The sequence below is a fragment of the Shewanella sp. 10N.286.51.B7 genome (assembly GCF_002873615.1).
Lineage (GTDB): Bacteria > Pseudomonadota > Gammaproteobacteria > Enterobacterales > Shewanellaceae > Shewanella > Shewanella electrodiphila.
On sequence record NZ_MCUF01000013.1, the window covers coordinates 103,143 to 121,094 of the forward strand.

The window sequence follows — 17,952 nt, forward strand, 5'->3', positions numbered from 1 at the left end:
AGAGTTTAGAGTTTAGAGTTCAGAGTTTAAATTTTAGGGGGCAGAGCATTGGACGGTTTCGCTCTTTTAAAACCAAAATAAACAGGACTTAATAGCAAAGCAATTGCAGGTGAATATATATTTTACTCGCTCTTAGCCATTTGAAAATTCAATATATAATAGGCCGTTAAATCTTGATAACAGAGTTAACTCAAGCTGATTACGTTCAGTTATCGAGTGCTGCTAGAGTGACCAATCGGTTTATACTGAGTTCAAATTTATGCAGTTCAAATGATAGATTATATTTTTTTTAGGCTATTTATTTGGTATAACGGGTCGCTACTATATCTTCTAGTGCTTAAGTACGCATTCTTTAGGTCATCTTATTGTTGACTCGACTTAGCTAAAAGGTATTACTTTTTTACGTATTTATGGCGGTACCCAGATTGCTTTCAGCTAAAAGGGGTCAGTTACAAGCGCGCTTGAATAAAGTGCCTAACTTACCTGTATTACATCGAAAATTATTACTTGCCAGCGTATTTGTTGTTGCTGCGGCTTTGCTATGGCCAACGCCGCAAGAGTTTTCATCGCAGCGCATCCCTGTGGCTTTGGACATTGAGTCCTTTTTACCCAATGGGACGAGTGCTTCAACATTTGAAATTGTAGAACCTATAAAACCTAACTTTGAACGTGTGATTCAAAATGGCGATACCTTAGGTCATTTATTCGAGTTAGCGGGTATTGGCCAGCAAACCATGTATAAAGTGCTTGAAGCCGATTTGAACGTGCTTGCATTAGATACATTGTCTTTGGGTAATAGAATCCAGTTCTTCCAGGACGAACAACAAAACCTCACTAAACTTGAATTGTACTTTAACCCGGCTTATCAGGTCATTTTTACTCGCTTTGATGATGGTAGTTATGGCGTTGAAGAAATTAATATCGAAGGCATTTGGCAAAATCGTATTATTAGCGGTGAGATTAATGGTTCATTCTATTTATCGGCGCAACGAGCTGGTCTTAGTGCGGCAAATATTCAAACCATTGAAACGCTACTTTCGAGCAAATTAGATTTTTCTCGCGATTTACGCGCAGGTGATACCTTTAACGTATTGATGAATGATCAATATATTGAAGGTGAGTCAACTGGGATCTCGCAACTACAAGCCGTTAGGATTAATTCCCGTAGAAATAACGTCAATGCATTTCAAAATGTTGATGGCAATTATTATGATGATCGTGGTCAAGGCTTAGCCAGTGCATTCCAGCGTATTCCGTTAGAACGTCAGTTCCGCTTATCGTCGCATTTTAACCCTCATCGTAAGCACCCTGTAACAGGTCGAGTATCGCCCCATAACGGCACTGACTTTGCGACACCAATTGGTACTCGTGTTGTGGCACCTGGTGATGGTGTAGTGTCGATGATCACTAACCATCGCTTTGCAGGGAAATATATTGTTATTGAACACGATAACAATATCAGAACCCGTTATTTGCATTTATCAAAGTTTTTAGTGCGAAAAGGTCAGCGAGTTAAGCGTGGTCAAGTGATTGGCTTAACCGGTAATACAGGCCGAGTTACAGGCCCGCATTTACACTATGAATTCCATGTAAACGGCCGCCCAGCGAACCCAATGAAAGTTAGCATTGTGGAGGCTTCCGTATTACCTAAAAAGCAAATGGCTCAATTTAAACAACTGGTTAACAGTAAACAAATGATGATGGATTTGGGTTAGTCAGCCATTATATTGAACAAGGCCACGTTGTTAAAACGTGGCTTTTTTGTTTGTACGAGTTTTTTATTCACGCCATTGTGTTTCGAACTTATCGGATTTACCGATATTACAAATATCGCAAAGGATTTGAAGGTTGTTAATGTCTAAAGCGAGTGCTGGGTATTTTGAGCGTGGTTTAATATGATCAACATGCATGATGACATTATGTAATGGACTACGCCCACAACATGCACACTTGTTTCCATACTTTTCAAATGCTTCAGCCTTTAAATTGCTCCATTCTTTACTAGAGTAGAAGGAAGCAGCTTTTGGCTCTTCAAATGGGATCAGTTCCCAGTCATTGTATTCAGTAGGAGGAATGTCTGGCCCCATTAATCCTACAGAGTAACCTTTATCTAGGTTATCTTTTAGCCAATTGCGAATAGACTTTAAAGCGGCCTTTTCTGATTTATAATGTTTGGTTCTACGCCCTTCGCCTCTATAGGTTGCTACGTACATGATAAGGCTCCAATACTTTATGATTCATTCAGACTAATACGGCGACTTACCCAATTCAATACATGTGAGCAATAAGCGTAAATCGAGTTCGAGCTGATGATAATCAGCGGTCATATATTTGCACAGTTGGTAAAAAGCTTTGTTATGGTCTTTTTCTTTAAGGTGAGCCAGTTCATGCACAACAACCATTCTTAATAATGGTTCGGGTACATGGCGCAGTCTAGAAGATATTCTAATCTCGTTTTTGGCTTTGACCTTATTACCTTGAACGCGATTAGCATAGGTATGAAGTCCCAAAGCTTGATGACTTAAACTGATTTTTTCATCAAAACTGACTTTCGATATAGGGTCAGACTGCTTTAAAAATTGCTGTTTAAACTCCATGGCGTAGTCATATAAGGCTTTATCGGTACGTATGTCATGGATAGTTGGATATCGACTTAGTAGCAGGTTTTCGAGGGTGTCATTTTCAATATGACGTTTAACTTGTTCAATGGTGCTGGCTGAATAACCATTAAGGTATTTTAACTGGGCTTGCTGTTTTTGCTTTGCTTGCACATCTTTACTGGTTACAAGGCCTGCTAAGGTATCTTTTGCGGCTGCAACTTTAGCCGAGCTGGTTTTTACAGCCATTTTAGGCGGCGCTTTACGAGCGGGTTTGTCTGCTAGATTTTTGGGTGCTTTTTTTGAGCTCATAGCTTGTAGTTTGCCCAATGGAATATGGTTAATTAGCGGATAAAACTAAGCCTACCAATTCATCTTAATGTTTTCATCAAATTGATGATTAAGGAAATCGATAGGCTTATTGTTTACGTAAGCTTAAGTCGGTATTTGACTTAAACTTTACCGTACATACGTCGGTTTTGCTGTGCGTATGCAGCATCAAATGCAGCCATTTGCACGCGCTTAAGACCAAGAGTTTCTAAATCCGCTTGAGGCGGGTTACGTTTTAACTCTTCTTTAATAATAACAGGGCTAATAATGCTCACTGGTAATTCAGTGATTTGAATCGCTGATTCTAATTTAAAGCTGGTAGCAGAACCTGCAAATTTACCTTTTTGTTCACGTTCAATGATGACGATTTCGTCAACTTTGTAGTCTTCCATTAACTTGTGGAAAGCAAAGTGAAACTCACGAATAGATTCTGTTTCAGCAGATTTAGAAATGCTGAAAGAGATTTGACGACATTCAGGTACATTGAATGTTTCAACTTCGTAAGTTAATAAGCTAATGATGGCTTCGCCACCTTTTAATTCCACGCCACAAATTTTCATGTTTCACCTTACTTTTGAACTAGTTTGTTTTGCCTAACAGAGCATATGCTTCATTAGGCTTAAATGGGTTTAATCTTCGCCAAGCTCTTGTTCATCATCTTGAACAATTGAGTTATCGTTTTCTAAAATTTTGGCAGGCTTTGCCTTACGTCGCATTGGCGCGTCACCAATATCAACACCTGTAATAAAACGCTTATCGCGTTTGGGTGCTGTTTTAGGTTTATTCGCTGTGCTGCGCTTTTTGTTCGATGCTTTAACATCGGCAGTTTTCGCATTGTTACTGCCAGCTTTTGGCTTGTCTTTTAAGCCTTTGAATTTTCCTTGTAGACCTTCAATGGTCGAGAAGTCAAAATTCTTACGTAAGAATACTTGGATCTTTTTAAAGCTTTCCCAGTCTTTAGGGCCAACTAATGAGATCGCATCACCTTTAGCGCCAGCTCGGCCAGTTCGGCCAATACGGTGAACATACTCTTCGGCAAATTTTGGCATGTCAAAGTTAATCACTAATGACACGTTTAATAAATCTAACCCGCGCGATGCAACGTCAGTGGTCACCAAAATCTTTTGTTGGCCACGGCTGAATTTATCCATAATCTGATTACGGGCAGATTGATTTAAGTCACCACTTAATGCCGCCGTTTCTAAGCCTTCTTCTGCAAGCAGTTTAGCTAATCTATCGGTATCAGAGCGGGTCGCAGTGAAAATTATCACCTGCTTGTGTTGTTCATTTTTCAACACATGTTGTAGTAGCGCTTGTTTATGATCTAAGTGATCAACCAAGAACACGCGCTGGTTAATGTCTTTATGTTCGTTATGTGATGCACCAATAGCGACATGACTTGGTGTTTTCAATAAGGTTGCCGCGATATCATTGATATGATCGTGATCAAGCGTTGCTGAAAACATCAGTGTTTGTCTGCGTTTGTGATCGGCAGCTTCATTGATGGCTTTTAATTGCGGCGCAAAACCTAAATCAAGCATGCGATCGGCTTCATCAAGAATTAGCAATTCTAGTCCATTAAGGTACAGGTGACGTTGTGCTAGATGATCTGCAATACGACCAGGCGTTGCCACAATAAAATGTGGGTCACGAGATAATGACTTTGCTTGATCGTTAAAGTTTTCGCCGCCTAAAATGCTCACTGCTTTATATTGGGTGTTTGCCACCAATAAACGCAGTTGACCATAAACTTGTTGGGCAAGTTCTCGAGTCGGCAGTAATATGAGCACACGCGGATCTTTTTTAGATAAGGCCTTTGTTGATATTACGCGCTGCAAAGCAGGTAATAAAAATGCCAGGGTTTTACCTGAACCGGTTTTTGAAGATGCCATTAAATCTTTACCCGCTAGGGCAATCGGCAGGGCTTGCTGCTGAATTTCAGTTGGCTCAGAAATGCCCATATGCTTTAGACTTTCAAGTAAGCGTTTGTCTAAAGAAAAATCGGTAAATAACAAAGGTAAATCCCCTAAAAAATGATAGCCAGATATTATAACGTGTAAGCCTGAGATAGCCAACAGCTTAAGCCTCAGTTATGCTGAGTATTAGCATTTTAATTTCAATGTATTTTTAAGGATGTAAACAAACATGTCAGATGTACCCAAGGATCCGCCTAACACTAAACAATTACGAATTGGTGTAGCGTTAGGCAGTGGTGCGGCTAAAGGTTGGGCCCACATTGGGGTATTAAAAGAACTTGCTGAAATGGGTGTGCATCCAGATAAAGTGGCCGGTTGTTCAGTAGGGGCATTGGTCGGTGCAGCGTACGCTAATGATCATCTTGATGAGTTAGAAGGTTGGGTTCGAGGTTTTTCAAGCTGGGATGTACTTGGTCTAATGGATTTAAGCTGGCGCAAAGGCGGTTTAATTAGTGGTGAGAAGGTGTTTGATGTTTTGGCTGGTCGTATTGGTGAGCTAAGTATTGAGCAACTGAAAAAACCTTTTTCGGCGGTAGCGACTGATTTATATTCAGGTCAAGAAATTTGGTTTAAAGAAGGTGATTTACGCCATGCTGTCAGAGCTTCTTGCTCAATGCCAGGCTTTTTACCGCCAGTGCAATTACAAGATCGTTGGTTAGTTGATGGTGCTGTGGTGAATCCTGTTCCTGTATCAATGTGCCGTGCAATGGATGTTGATGTGGTGATTGCCGTTGATTTAAATGGTCACCGCCGTAATAGCATGCACATGTTGCCACAGCAGATGAAAAGCCGAGCTCCGACTGCACTAGAAAAGCAGCAGCAAGAAGGCGCTGAACCAGAGTCCGCTTTTATGGATATTTTAGGTAAGGGTAAAGAGTACATCGCAGGTTTGTCTGAAAAGTTCTCTATGTCGACTAAATCACACCCTGGGATGATTGCTGTGATGTCTCAGTCAATGGACATTTTAGAGCAACGTCATAAACGCGCACGGTTAATGGGCGATCCCCCCGATGTGTGTTTAGTGCCACAGTTAGCAGATATCGGTACGATGGAGTTTCACCGTGCAGCTGAAGCGATAGAAGCTGGCAGACAATCTGTTCGTCAAACTGCGCATTTAATCAACTCTGCATTAGGCCGATAACGGTTTTCAATTCCATGGTCAAGCTTTGTCTGTCTAAACAGTGCAGAGCTTGGCAGTAATATTTTTCATTTCTCACCTCGTCAGTTAAATATGATCTAGATCATAGATTTCTAGTCTCCATTATTGCTTAATACACCATATCTAGTGTTTATTGGTTTTTTGTTGTGGATATATAGTGTTTATATCCTGTGCATAAATGGAGTAAAAGTAATGCCTGTAGTAATTAAAAGGGACGGTTGTCGGACTTTATTTGATGAGTCTAGAATTAAGGATGCCATTGTTGCTGCAATGGAAACTGCTACAGGTAGTGCTGATAGTGATTACGCTGAAACTGTTGCTTGTGTGATTAGAGATCAAGTCTCAGACAAGCAAGAAGTTGACATTCACCACCTACAAGGTCTGGTAGAAAACTTATTAATGGAAGGGCCTCATAAAGAAGTGGCTCGTCATTATATTGAGTATCGCCATGATCGCGATATTTGTCGTGAAGCAAAAAGTAAACTTAACTGCGAAATTCGTGGTTTAGTTGAACAAAGCGACAGCTCTATTCTAAATGAAAATGCCAATAAAGACGCGAAAGTGATTCCAACACAACGTGACTTATTAGCCGGTATTGTAGCTAAGCATTATGCTAAATCGCACCTGTTACCAAAAGATATTGTGGCTGCTCATGAATCAGGCCAACTGCATTACCATGATTTAGATTACGCCCCTTTCTTTCCAATGTTTAACTGCATGCTGATTGATTTAGCGGGCATGATGACCCATGGCTTTAAAATGGGTAATGCTGAGATTGATACACCAAAATCTATTTCAACAGCGACCGCTGTGACAGCGCAAATTATTGCTCAAGTGGCTAGCCACATCTATGGCGGCACTACGATTAACCGCATTGACGAAGTGTTAGCTGAGTTTGTGCAAAAAAGTTACCAAAAACAATTAGTGATAGGTAAAGAGTGGGGCGTAAGCGATGTTGAAGCTTTTGCCATGGCGCAAACTGAGAAAGAATGTCATGACGCATTCCAGTCTTTAGAGTATGAAGTGAACACATTGCATACTGCAAATGGTCAAACGCCATTCGTAACTTTTGGATTTGGTTTAGGCACAAGCTGGGAATCACGTTTAATTCAAAAGTCGATTCTTACTGTGCGTATGGCAGGTTTAGGTAAAAACCGTAAAACCGCTGTATTCCCTAAGCTTGTGTTCGCTATTCGTGATGGTGTTAACCATAAAGCGACTGATAGTAATTACGATGTGAAGAAGCTGGCTTTAGAATGCGCAACAATGCGCATGTATCCAGACATTCTTAACTACGAACAAGTTGAGCGTGTTACGGGTTCATTCAAAACTCCTATGGGTTGTCGTTCTTTCTTAGGCACTTACGAAGAAAATGGCGAGCTTATCCATGAAGGCCGTAACAACTTAGGTGTGGTTAGTCTTAACCTACCAAGAATTGCCATAGAAGCTAAAGGCGATGAAAAAGCATTCTTCGCCTTACTTGATGAAAGAATGATCTTGGCTCGTAAAGCATTAGATACCCGCATTGCTCGTCTTGTCGGCGTAAAAGCACGGGTTGCGCCAATTCTTTATATGGAAGGTGCTTGTGGTGTTCGCTTAAAAGCGGATGATGATATTTCTGAAATTTTCAAAAATGGCCGTGCGTCTATTTCATTAGGCTACATCGGTCTTCATGAAACGATTAATGCATTATATGGCACCGAAGAGCATGTATTCGACAGTGAGCTTTTACGCACTAAAGCTGTTGAAATTATCAATGTGATGAAGCGTGCTACAGAATCATGGAAAGCTGAAACAGGTTATGGCTTTAGCTTATACAGTACACCAAGTGAGAACTTGTGTAGCCGTTTCTGTCAGTTAGATGCAAAACAGTTTGGTGTGGTTGAAGGTGTGACTGATAAAGGTTATTACACCAATAGCTTCCATTTAGATGTTGAAAAGAAAGTTAACCCATACGATAAAATTGATTTTGAATTGCCGTACCCAGAAATCACTAACGGTGGCTTTATTTGTTACGGTGAGTTCCCTAACATGCAACACAACATTGAAGCATTAGAGAACGTTTGGGATTACAGCTATAGCCGTGTGCCATATTACGGCACTAACACACCGATTGATGAGTGTTATGACTGTGGTTTTGTAGGCGAGTTTAACTGTACTAGTAAAGGGTTTGTGTGTCCTAAATGTGGCAACCATGAACCAAGCCGTGTATCTGTAACACGTCGTGTATGTGGTTATTTAGGTAGTCCTGATGCAAGACCGTTTAACTATGGTAAGCAAGAAGAAGTGAAGCGCCGCGTTAAGCATATCTAGTCGCGCCATTGAGTTAACATAGAATCAAATAAGGCGCTGATTAGCGCCTTATTTATTTGAAAGGTAAGTGTTATGAATTTTCATCAGTATTATCCAGTCGATGTGATAAACGGTCCCGGAACGCGCTGCACTTTGTTTGTATCGGGTTGCGCACATCAATGTCGCGGTTGTTATAACCAATCGACCTGGGATCCGCGTTCAGGTCATGAAGTGGATAAGCCAATGGAAGATCAAATCATTGCTGATTTAAATGACACGAGAATCAAACGTCGTGGATTATCTTTGTCAGGCGGCGACCCATTATTCCCTGCAAACTTAACCGCTATCTTGTCTTTGGTTAAACGAGTTAAAGCTGAATGCCCTGATAAAGATATTTGGCTTTGGAGTGGTTATAAACTGGATGAGATGTCACTTAAGCAACAACAAATATTGTCGTATGTGGACGTATTGGTTGATGGAAAATTTGAACAAGATTTAGCTGATCCAAGCCTTAAATGGCGGGGTAGTTCAAATCAAGTTATCCATGACATGAGTTCGCTTATTGCTGTTGGTTAACTTTTGGTATTGGCTTGTTAATTGTCATGAGCGAGCTTTTAAAACTCATTTTTAATGCTCTTATTTAACAACTTCAATAACTGCGACACGAACAATCAGAGTTGTCCTCGCCAATAATTACGTTGTTGTTTTAGCCTCGCTTCAACTTGAATGTTATAAAAACAGTATAGTAATCAAAGTTCAATTTATAGCCATCAGACAATGAAACTCCCATAGCAGTGATGAAATGATAAATTTATGCGCTGTAACAAGTTTTCAAGTTAGCTAATTTAACCCCTTTAGGTATATAATTTGCGTTCGAAAAAGTGTTGTTCGATATCAAAACAACTCATTGCTATCGATAACATGAAAGAATTTAAGGTAAAGAAATGAATTTAAAAGAAGAACTGCAAGCATTAAATGATAAAGCAGAGAAGTTTCGTCGTAAGCTTGCTGCCGCAGAAGCGCGTGAAGACAAAGTCATTATCATGCAGTTTAAGAAAGAAATTGCCACAGTCACTAAACGTATTACGAGCTTGAAAAATCAGCAATCACGTCAATTGAATAAGCAAGGCCAAGAAGTTAAAGGCTTAAAATTCAACCGTGCACTGACTAAAGCTGAACAAGCTGATATGGGCAAGCTTAAAAAATCAGTAAAAGGACTTGTAGTTGTTCACCCAATGACTGCTATGGGCCGTGAAATGAATATCACTGTTGTCACAGGATTTGCTCCAGCAAAATTCTAGTCCAGTATTCGAAATAGTCATGACATAAAAGTCAGTTCAAGGATGAAAAGTCTCAAGGATTGAGCGTTGTCTTAAAGGTTTATCCATGTCGATTAAATATATCGCCACTTCTAAGTTACCTACGCCTTGGGGCGTATTTGCTATGCATGGTTTTGAAGATACAGAAACTGGCAAAGAGCATGTGGCGTTAACTTATGGTGAGCTTAATGCCACCGAGCCTATGTTAGGCCGAATTCATTCAGAATGTCTAACTGGTGATGCTTTATTTAGTTTACGTTGCGACTGCGGTTTCCAACTGCAAACAGCAATGCAAAATATCGCTGAAAATGGTCAAGGGTTTATTCTTTACCTACGTCAAGAAGGACGTGGTATTGGGTTACTTAACAAAATCCGTGCTTATGAGTTACAAGACCAAGGTGCTAACACGGTTGAAGCGAATGAGCGTTTAGGCTTTGAAGCTGACATGCGTAAGTACGATATGGTTGAGCCGATGTTAGCGCAAATTAGCGTAAGCAAGGTTAAGCTTATGACGAATAATCCACGTAAAGTCAAAGCGATGCAATCGATGGGCATTGAAGTTGCTGAAAGAGTGCCTTTGCAAGTGGGTAAAAACCGTTACAATGAAGATTATTTAAAAACTAAATCAACCCAGTTAGGTCATATGATGACAGAACATCATTTTATCGAAGAAGATAAATAACGGTTGATGCTTTAGCCTAGACCTCTTTCGTCGCTTATTAGAGAAATGATAAGAGTTGCTTAAAACATATGGGTTATCAATATTGAAAGCGTGTCGCTTTATTCATCCTAAAAGCGTTGCAACTATTCTTGCAGCGCTTTTTGTTAGTTTTTTTACCCCGTCTCAAAGCTATGCTGATGAGTCGAAAAATCCCGATCTCTCTCATTATGCTTTTGCAAATTACATTGGCAGCGGTATATATCGCACCTCTGGGCAGAATGCTGCTGTAGTTAATATTCCCTTTGCTTTTGATATTGAACAGTCAGACGATCATATTCTCACCTTAAGATTACCCATTTCATTAGGTTTCTTTGATTACTCGTTTAGTGACTTACCAGAAGGCGATATCCCAGATAATGTTGGCACTATGACCATCACACCTGGAATTGAATACAAATGGCTTTATGATGAACAACTGACTTTTGAAAGCTATTTAGATTTAGGCTACGGTCACAATTTTTCTAATAGTAGTAACGTGGGAATTGTCTCTACGGGTATCTCTGCGTTATACGAGTTAGCGCAACCTAAATATACACCCATTTGGGTTAATCGAGTTTACTACGCAGGTTATAAAAGCAGTATAAACGACAGCTCAGAAAGCTATTCAGTACTGCAATCTGGCATTGATTTCGGTGTTGGCCAGCAGTGGGATTGGGGCGATTATACTATTGAACCCAGATTGTTTGTGGCTGGGCGTTGGTACTTTAACAAGCTTAAGTTTATTACACCGTTAGAAGATGATATCCATACTTCGAGTACTTATGAAGTGGGTGCAACCTTAGCTTTATCCAAGCCATTAGGTTGGGGCTGGTTCAGTACCGATAGATTTGGGGTGAGTTATCAAACTGATGGTGAACTGCAAGTGTGGCGTTTGATATTTGAGTTTCCAATGTAATTAACCCTGATGGTTATAACATTGATTATCGAGTATGCATTGCTAAGATGTTGAATCAAATTTTATCAATAAAAAAGGCATGAATCTTCATGCCTGTTTTGTTTAGCTTTAATTTTAAAGCTTACTTTCCCCAAATACTCGCGTTGACGCCTTCAGTACTTTTGTTACTGTGGGCTGACTTTGCCTTGCTCGTTGAAGGTTCTTGCTCTTTTTCAACATAAGGCTTTGGTGCAGGCAAGGGAAGTTTATTCATTTTAAGCCACAAGTATTCGACCTTGTCTCTCGCCCACTCGGTTTTACGTAAAAACTTTAAGCTCGACTTAACGCTAGGGTTATCGTTAAAACAGCGAATATTAATACGGCTACCTAACTCTTCCCAGCCATACTTATCGACGAGATCATTAACGATGGTTTCAAGTTTTATACCATGTAGCGGGTTGTTTGCTTGTGTCATTACTCAGGCTTGATTAACTAATTTGCGGTTATTATAACAAATGTTATCAGAAAAACTGAAATCTCAAGGGCGGAATTGAGTATTCCATTGAGTTTCCTTTTGATGAGAGATTAAAAGTAGACTGATCTGCCCATAAAAAGGCTCATAAAAAAGCCGATAACAGGGTTATCGGCCTTTGGATATTCTGATTTATTTGCTCTATCTACATTGTTTTCATTTTGAAATACAACCAATGCCAGTGATTAAGCTTCAGTAGAGGCTTTATTGGCTAATTCAACATTTAACTCAGCTTCATCTTCGACTGCTATACCCTTAGTTTTAACCATAATCAAAGCGGTAATCACTAGAGTAGAAACCAGACCTGCGATGGTTGATACCGTCATGTTTAGTCCAGCACCTAAAGTTGGCGAGCTGAGTAAGAAGCTAATCACAACACAGGTCATAAACATCGCTGGTAGGGTACAAATCCAATGCAGTTTATTATGACGTAGCAAATAAGCAGAAGCAGTCCAAAGCATTAATACAGCAGTTGTTTGGTTGGCTACACCGAAATAGCGCCAGATAATACCGAAATCAACTTGAGTCAATATTGCGCCAATAGCGAATAATGGAATCGCTAATAGTAAGCGTTTAGATATTTGAGTTTGCGGCATCTTGAAAAACTCTGACAAGATTAAACGTGCAGAACGGAATGCTGTGTCACCAGATGTAATCGGTAAAACAATCACACCTAAGATAGCTAAGAAACCACCTACAGCACCTAATAAACCGTTTGAAGCAGCATAAACCACATTAGCTGGGTTGCCGTCCATACCTGCGTTAAGGCCTTCGATGCCACCAAAGAATGATAATGCGATAGCACACCAAATTAGGGCGATAACACCTTCACCAATCATAGCGCCAAAAAATACAAAGCGACCATTTGATTCATTTTCAACACAACGTGCCATAAGTGGTGATTGTGTTGCATGGAAACCCGATACCGCACCACATGCAATGGTAATAAATAAGGCAGGCCATAATGGCATGTCATTTGGATTCAAGTTAGTTAAGAAGTCCTTAGCTTCAAAGCCAGGCAATAAAGTGTGCTCACTTGATATAATAATCGCTAAGGTTAAGCCAACTGACATGAACATCAGTAGCGCGCCAAAAAATGGGTATAGGCGGCCGATGATTTTATCAACAGGAACCAATGTTGCGATAAGATAGTAGCTGAAGATGATGCCAACAAAAATTGCCATGTCGTAGCCTGTTAGCTTACTTAATAAGCCTGCAGGGGCTGAAATGAATACCACACCAACTAACAATAGTAAGACTATGGCAAACACGTTCATAAAGTGTTTAGCAGGTTTACCTAAGTATTTTCCAGCAAGGTTAGGCACTGATTGACCGTTATTTCTTACTGATAACATGCCAGAAAAATAATCGTGGACGGCACCAGCAAAAATACACCCAAATACAATCCATAGCATGGCAGCAGGACCATAAAGGGCACCTAAAATTGGACCGAAGATAGGGCCGACACCAGCAATATTCAATAGCTGGATTAAGTACACCTTACCTTTAGACATTGGCACGTAATCCACGCCGTCAGTTTTAGTGAATGCTGGGGTTTGTCTTTGGGCATTAATCCCAAATACCTTTTCAACAAACGCACCGTAAATAAAGTAGCCACCAATTAGCAAGCCTACACAAAGTAAAAACCAAGTCATTTTAAACATCTCCCATTTTCAATGGTGCGACTTTATCGCGCTGAAGACAATAAAAAAGCCTAAACTGACTGATAGGTCGATTTAGGAGGGTAAGCGGTAATATCTGGGGTTAAGCGGCGCTAGCTCAACACTCAATATTCACACAGATTTACCTTTAGGAGGCTTAATTACTCAATGTTGCAGGTGTCGCAAGCGTTGGGAGACGGCTATTGAAAGCCTAAGACTTGTTTTAATGGCTTAAGATAGCGACGAGAAACGGGTACTTTTTTACCACTATGGGTGGTCACTTCAGCGCCTGTGTCGAGCAATTCAATTTCTGAAATCGCACGAGGTGCAAGTAGATATTGCTTATGACAGCGCACGAGAGGGGTTTTTTCTTCTAAAACTTTTAGCGTGAGCTGGGTATGGCAGTAGCTGTTAGTCGCATTAACATGTATTCCGCCTACATCACTAAAAATGTATTCAACATCTTCTGTCGCCACCACTTTTAATTTATTGCCACAATAACAAGGTAAATGCTCAATATGCTCTGGGGCAATGGTTTCAATTGCTTGTGGAGCTAAATCGTTTCTGACTTTTTCAATTGTACGTTTAAATCGGTTGTCTTCAATTGGTTTAAGTAAGTAATCAAAGGCATTACTATCAAAGGCCTTGACTGCATACTCATCAAACGCTGTGACAAACACCACTCTTGGCATGTGTTCAGGGTTTAGCATACTGATAAGCTCAAGACCGGTAATTCTTGGCATTTGAATATCAAGGAAGATCACCTGAGGTTGATGTTTATTAATCGCATGCAGAGCATCGATAGCATTACTGCATTCTTGAGTAACAATAAAGTCGGTTTCTGAGCTTAAAAGATCAGCTAATTGTTGACGAGCAAAAGGCTCATCATCAATGATTAAACAGTTAATCATGCCAGATCTCCAGAATAAGGTAGATGAATAGAGATACAGGTAAATTGATCCTTTTGACAGTCAACCTTGACCCCATAATGATTGCCAAATTGATTTTGGATACGTTTATGTACTATGTTCATCCCCAGTCCTTCCGAATGCTTTGGTGGGTTATATAAGCCAGCGTTATCAGCTACCTTTAATATTAACTCTTCCTCTATCACTTCTGCAGTGACAGTAATCACCCCTTGCTCGATAAGATGTGACGTTCCATGTTTTACCGCATTTTCAATAATCGGCTGAAGGGTAAATGCGGGTAAGCGGCAATGATGCAAGTTTTCTGGGATATTGATATCCAGCTTTAACTTATCTATGAACCTTGCCCGTTCAATAGAAAGGTAAGCTTCGATATGTTCTAGTTCATCGTTCAGACTAACAAGACCTGTGGTGCGCTTTAAGTTGATGCGTAAAAATTGCGATAACTGCTGTAATAATTGTTTAGCCATTTGTGGGTCGCGTTTGATAATGGCACTGATAGTGTTTAACGCATTAAATAGAAAGTGAGGGTTTACCTGAGCCTGCAACAATTTAAGTTCTGATTGAGTGAGCAAGTTTTGTTGCTGCTCGTAACGGCCAAATAGTATCTGATTTGACAGTAATTTTGCGATGCCTTCACCTAACGTACGATTGATATTGAGGAATAATTTGTTTTTTGGCTCATACAATTTAATCGTACCGATAACTTCATTATCGCTGCGGAGCGGTATTACTAAACTAGAACCTAAGCGGCAGTTTTTATGGTCTATTGAGCAGCAATAACTGCTTTCAACGCCATCAGCAAACATAACTTTATTTTGAGCAATGGCATCTAAGGTAATTTGCGACGAAATAGGTGTATTTGGAATATGATGATCATCACCTATACCAATAAAAGCTAATAACTTTTCTCTGTCAGTAATTGCCACAGCGCCCACCTGGGTTTCTTCGATAATAATTTGCGCTACTTTGCTGGTGGATTGCTGATTGAACCCTTTGGAAAGAAGCCCGACACTGCGTTCTGCAATTTTTAGCGCTTTAGTCGAGAAGGCGGATGAAAGTTTATCGAACATGGTTTTTTGATCCAGAATCATGCTCATAAACAATGCAGCGCCAATGGCGTTGACCAATAGCATCGGCATAGCGATTTCTGAAACTAATTCAAAGGAATGATCAAATGGTTTTGCTACTAGCAAGATGATGCTCATCTGCATTAACTCGGCGCAAAACGTCACTAAAAATACCAGTAAAGGATTAAAAATCAGTTCTAGATTACCGCTGCGTTTGAGGTAATAACTGACCATGCCCGCCGATAGGCCCTCTAGGGTGGTTGAAATGGCGCAAGCTAAATCAGTAAACCCACCTAAACTGTAGCGGTGTAACCCTCCCGTTAATCCGATAAAGAATCCTGTTACTGGCCCACCTAACAATCCGCCAAGTACAGCTCCCATTGCTCGGGTATTAGCAATGGCGCCTGTGGTTTGTTCACCAAAGTAGGTTGCCATAATACAAAAACCTGAAAAAACCACATAAATGAAAACCTTATGAGGCAAGCGAGTTGATGTTTCGGCAAACATTTTGAATAAGGGCGTTTTGCTGAACAGATAAACGATGACGAGGTAAAGGCACATCTGTTGGGTTAAGAGGAGGATTAGTGCCATAGAGGTTAACCTATTGGATAAAGAGCTGTTATCTCAGCGAAGGGTAATTTAGTGCACGGTTAAATGCTGCTGTGATCTTGGCGCACCAAGCTGAAATGGGCAACGATTTTTAGTTCATTTATGAGTCATGATCACATTTTGGCGTTACTGATTGCCGTTATTGCTAAAAAGCGAGTATGAATTTGAGTTTAAAATTCAAAACTGTCATCGGGCGGTATCGCAAATAACTCTTCAGCAATATTTGTGATTTCTTGGGCGGCTTTACCTTGAGGATCTATTTCTAGTACTGATGAACCACTTTCTTCACTGTCATCATAAATATTGCGATTAAAAGTGACAGCATTCAAAGCGGTGAGTCCAAACGATTTGACGACATCTTTGGCTTCAAGTATGCGTTTAAATTGCGAGGGAAGGGCTGGGCATTGACTGATAACCACAGTAGCCACCATTTTGGGATTCACCATTTTACAGGTACTGAGCATATCTTCCATGTGGGGGAGTGTTTTTAAGTCGCGGCGTTTTGGTCTTAATGGAATAACAACGTAACTGGCAACTGACATCGCTGCGCGCATCGCTAAGTTATCCTGACCACCACAATCAACAATGACATAGTCAAAGCGCTCACCCAAACTTAATAGGTCATTACGAATTTTACCGTAGAGCTGAATACAGTTTATTGGCTTTAAGTCGGTTTGGTTATTGCGAGCTTGGATCCAATCAGATGTGGTGCGTTGTGGATCGCAGTCCACCATTAATACATTGGCTTTGAAGGTTTCGGTAACATATACAGCAAGGTTTTGAGCTAAACAACTTTTACCACTGCCACCTTTTTCACCACCGACCAGTATTATCATAGCGCAACCTTATTTTATGAGATTTCTACCACCTTAAATTAATCATAGTTCAAAATAACTCATTAAATCATAAGTTTTGAAATCAATTTCTATTCAAGGCTGCTATCCATTAAATACGTTTACAGTGTGAGAATTTATAAGGTATTAAACAAGCTGTAAGGCAATATGAAAGCTTTGCGGGTTAGCTTCAGTACAGCGGCAGACTTGTCCTTTAATCGTGTTTTGTTTTTCAGTATTGTGATTAAAAGTGATAGCGACTAAATCTCCAAGATTGAACGCACTCTTATAGTCAATCAGGATACCTTTGCGCGCCAAATCAATACATACCCCATAATCTTCACAAGGCTCGCCTGATGAATCTATCCAATGCAATAAAATGCGCTCGGCTTCCATATCCACTCGTAATGAGTTTCTTTTTTCTTCAAATCCTGTGGGTTCGTTAGACATAACCGCCTTACTCCGTATTTACTTTTATTAATGAGCATAATTTATCCGCTAATTCATACTAATCAACATCTATAAAAAAAGCGATAAGTTAGTCACTTATCGCTTAATTATTCAAATTAAAATATCAATTCTTAAGAATAGTTACTCATCAATTTTTAATGTTCCATATCTTTATTTTTTGGATATGGGAGTTTTAGTTGGCCCCATCGAATGACAATGACCGTTGCTGCTAGCACGATTGTTGATAGTGATATAGCCAGTATGCGCCAATCATCCATATCCTTCATATCAAGAATTAAGTAACGGGCGAGTGCCACAATCGCGATATATAAAGGCATACGGATGGGCAATTTACCTGACTCAAGGTAATTGACCACCATGGCTAAGACTTCGAGATAAATAAACAGTAATAGCAGATCAGCAAGTTCTACCGTTTTGATGTGAAACATGTGCAACACTTCCTCGCCAATGGCGAAGACCGTCGCAAGAGAAATAATGAATAAAACGACATGTTCGACGCTTTTTAGGCTTTTAACACCTATTTGACGGAGTATAGGAAGCGGCATGATTATTACATCTCTTATTATTAATTTAATTGATAAT

General features: G+C 40.1%; 18 protein-coding genes. 7 read left to right on the plus strand and 11 right to left on the minus strand.

The window, feature by feature from the left end:
- Window positions 1–425: 425 nt before the first annotated feature.
- On the plus strand, window positions 426–1,715 hold the full coding sequence (locus BCU84_RS01560) for a peptidoglycan DD-metalloendopeptidase family protein (protein WP_241906331.1): 1,290 nt from the start codon (window positions 426–428) through the stop codon (window positions 1,713–1,715).
- Window positions 1,716–1,778: 63 nt separating this feature from the next.
- Here BCU84_RS01560 and BCU84_RS01565 read toward each other — a convergent pair whose 3' ends face one another.
- The 4 genes from BCU84_RS01565 to BCU84_RS01580 all read right to left on the minus strand — a co-directional run bounded on the left by BCU84_RS01565 (window position 1,779) and on the right by BCU84_RS01580 (window position 4,942).
- A complete protein-coding gene (locus BCU84_RS01565; protein WP_102526342.1) occupies window positions 1,779–2,213 on the minus strand; it encodes an HNH endonuclease signature motif containing protein in 435 nt (144 codons plus the stop codon).
- Window positions 2,214–2,246: 33 nt separating this feature from the next.
- The gene (locus BCU84_RS01570; RefSeq protein ID WP_102526379.1) at window positions 2,247–2,846 is read right to left on the minus strand and encodes a YgjP-like metallopeptidase domain-containing protein; all 600 of its coding nucleotides are present in this window, start codon (window positions 2,844–2,846) and stop codon (window positions 2,247–2,249) included.
- Window positions 2,847–3,049: 203 nt separating this feature from the next.
- Complete coding sequence (locus tag BCU84_RS01575) at window positions 3,050–3,487, minus strand: DUF3010 family protein (RefSeq protein WP_102526343.1); 438 nt, start codon at window positions 3,485–3,487, stop codon at window positions 3,050–3,052.
- Window positions 3,488–3,556: 69 nt separating this feature from the next.
- Window positions 3,557–4,942, minus strand: a complete 1,386-nt coding sequence (locus BCU84_RS01580) for a DEAD/DEAH box helicase (RefSeq protein ID WP_102526344.1) — start codon at window positions 4,940–4,942, stop codon at window positions 3,557–3,559.
- Between the two features lie 130 nt (window positions 4,943–5,072).
- Here BCU84_RS01580 and rssA point away from each other — a divergent pair, with 130 nt between their 5' ends.
- From rssA to BCU84_RS01610, 6 genes are all read left to right on the plus strand, one after another.
- The gene (gene rssA / locus BCU84_RS01585; RefSeq protein ID WP_102526345.1) at window positions 5,073–6,044 is read left to right on the plus strand and encodes a patatin-like phospholipase RssA; all 972 of its coding nucleotides are present in this window, start codon (window positions 5,073–5,075) and stop codon (window positions 6,042–6,044) included.
- Window positions 6,045–6,254: 210 nt separating this feature from the next.
- Entirely contained in the window at window positions 6,255–8,375 is a 2,121-nt protein-coding gene (nrdD, locus tag BCU84_RS01590; RefSeq protein ID WP_102526346.1) for an anaerobic ribonucleoside-triphosphate reductase, read from the plus strand.
- 72 nt (window positions 8,376–8,447) lie between these two features.
- Window positions 8,448–8,930 carry an anaerobic ribonucleoside-triphosphate reductase-activating protein gene (gene nrdG / locus BCU84_RS01595; RefSeq protein ID WP_102526347.1) on the plus strand — a complete coding sequence of 161 codons (483 nt, stop codon included), beginning with the start codon at window positions 8,448–8,450 and terminating at the stop codon, window positions 8,928–8,930.
- A 368-nt stretch (window positions 8,931–9,298) separates the two neighbouring features.
- Window positions 9,299–9,655 (plus strand): YibL family ribosome-associated protein, encoded by a 357-nt coding sequence (locus BCU84_RS01600; RefSeq protein ID WP_102526348.1) that lies wholly within the window; start codon window positions 9,299–9,301, stop codon window positions 9,653–9,655.
- Window positions 9,656–9,740: 85 nt separating this feature from the next.
- The gene (ribA, locus tag BCU84_RS01605) at window positions 9,741–10,355 is read left to right on the plus strand and encodes a GTP cyclohydrolase II (protein ID WP_102526349.1); all 615 of its coding nucleotides are present in this window, start codon (window positions 9,741–9,743) and stop codon (window positions 10,353–10,355) included.
- Window positions 10,356–10,437: 82 nt separating this feature from the next.
- Window positions 10,438–11,289, plus strand: coding sequence for a hypothetical protein (locus BCU84_RS01610; RefSeq protein WP_241906332.1), 852 nt, complete (start codon window positions 10,438–10,440; stop codon window positions 11,287–11,289).
- A 121-nt stretch (window positions 11,290–11,410) separates the two neighbouring features.
- On the opposite strand, the gene BCU84_RS01615 is transcribed toward BCU84_RS01610, so the two are convergent.
- From BCU84_RS01615 to BCU84_RS01645, 7 genes are all read right to left on the minus strand, one after another.
- Complete coding sequence (locus BCU84_RS01615) at window positions 11,411–11,743, minus strand: VF530 family protein (RefSeq protein WP_102526350.1); 333 nt, start codon at window positions 11,741–11,743, stop codon at window positions 11,411–11,413.
- A gap of 242 nt (window positions 11,744–11,985) precedes the next feature.
- Window positions 11,986–13,455 (minus strand): carbon starvation protein A, encoded by a 1,470-nt coding sequence (locus BCU84_RS01620; RefSeq protein WP_102526381.1) that lies wholly within the window; start codon window positions 13,453–13,455, stop codon window positions 11,986–11,988.
- Window positions 13,456–13,661: 206 nt separating this feature from the next.
- Entirely contained in the window at window positions 13,662–14,372 is a 711-nt protein-coding gene (gene btsR, locus BCU84_RS01625) for a two-component system response regulator BtsR (RefSeq protein ID WP_102526351.1), read from the minus strand.
- Window positions 14,369–16,048, minus strand: a complete 1,680-nt coding sequence (locus BCU84_RS01630) for a sensor histidine kinase (protein ID WP_102526352.1) — start codon at window positions 16,046–16,048, stop codon at window positions 14,369–14,371. The genes btsR and BCU84_RS01630 overlap by 4 nt, the downstream gene beginning before the upstream one ends.
- Before the next feature lie 188 nt (window positions 16,049–16,236).
- Window positions 16,237–16,902, minus strand: coding sequence for an AAA family ATPase (locus BCU84_RS01635; protein WP_102526353.1), 666 nt, complete (start codon window positions 16,900–16,902; stop codon window positions 16,237–16,239).
- A gap of 144 nt (window positions 16,903–17,046) precedes the next feature.
- Window positions 17,047–17,349 (minus strand): PilZ domain-containing protein, encoded by a 303-nt coding sequence (locus BCU84_RS01640; protein ID WP_102526354.1) that lies wholly within the window; start codon window positions 17,347–17,349, stop codon window positions 17,047–17,049.
- 155 nt (window positions 17,350–17,504) lie between these two features.
- Window positions 17,505–17,915 carry a phosphate-starvation-inducible PsiE family protein gene (locus BCU84_RS01645; protein ID WP_102526355.1) on the minus strand — a complete coding sequence of 137 codons (411 nt, stop codon included), beginning with the start codon at window positions 17,913–17,915 and terminating at the stop codon, window positions 17,505–17,507.
- Between the last annotated feature and the right edge of the window lie 37 nt (window positions 17,916–17,952).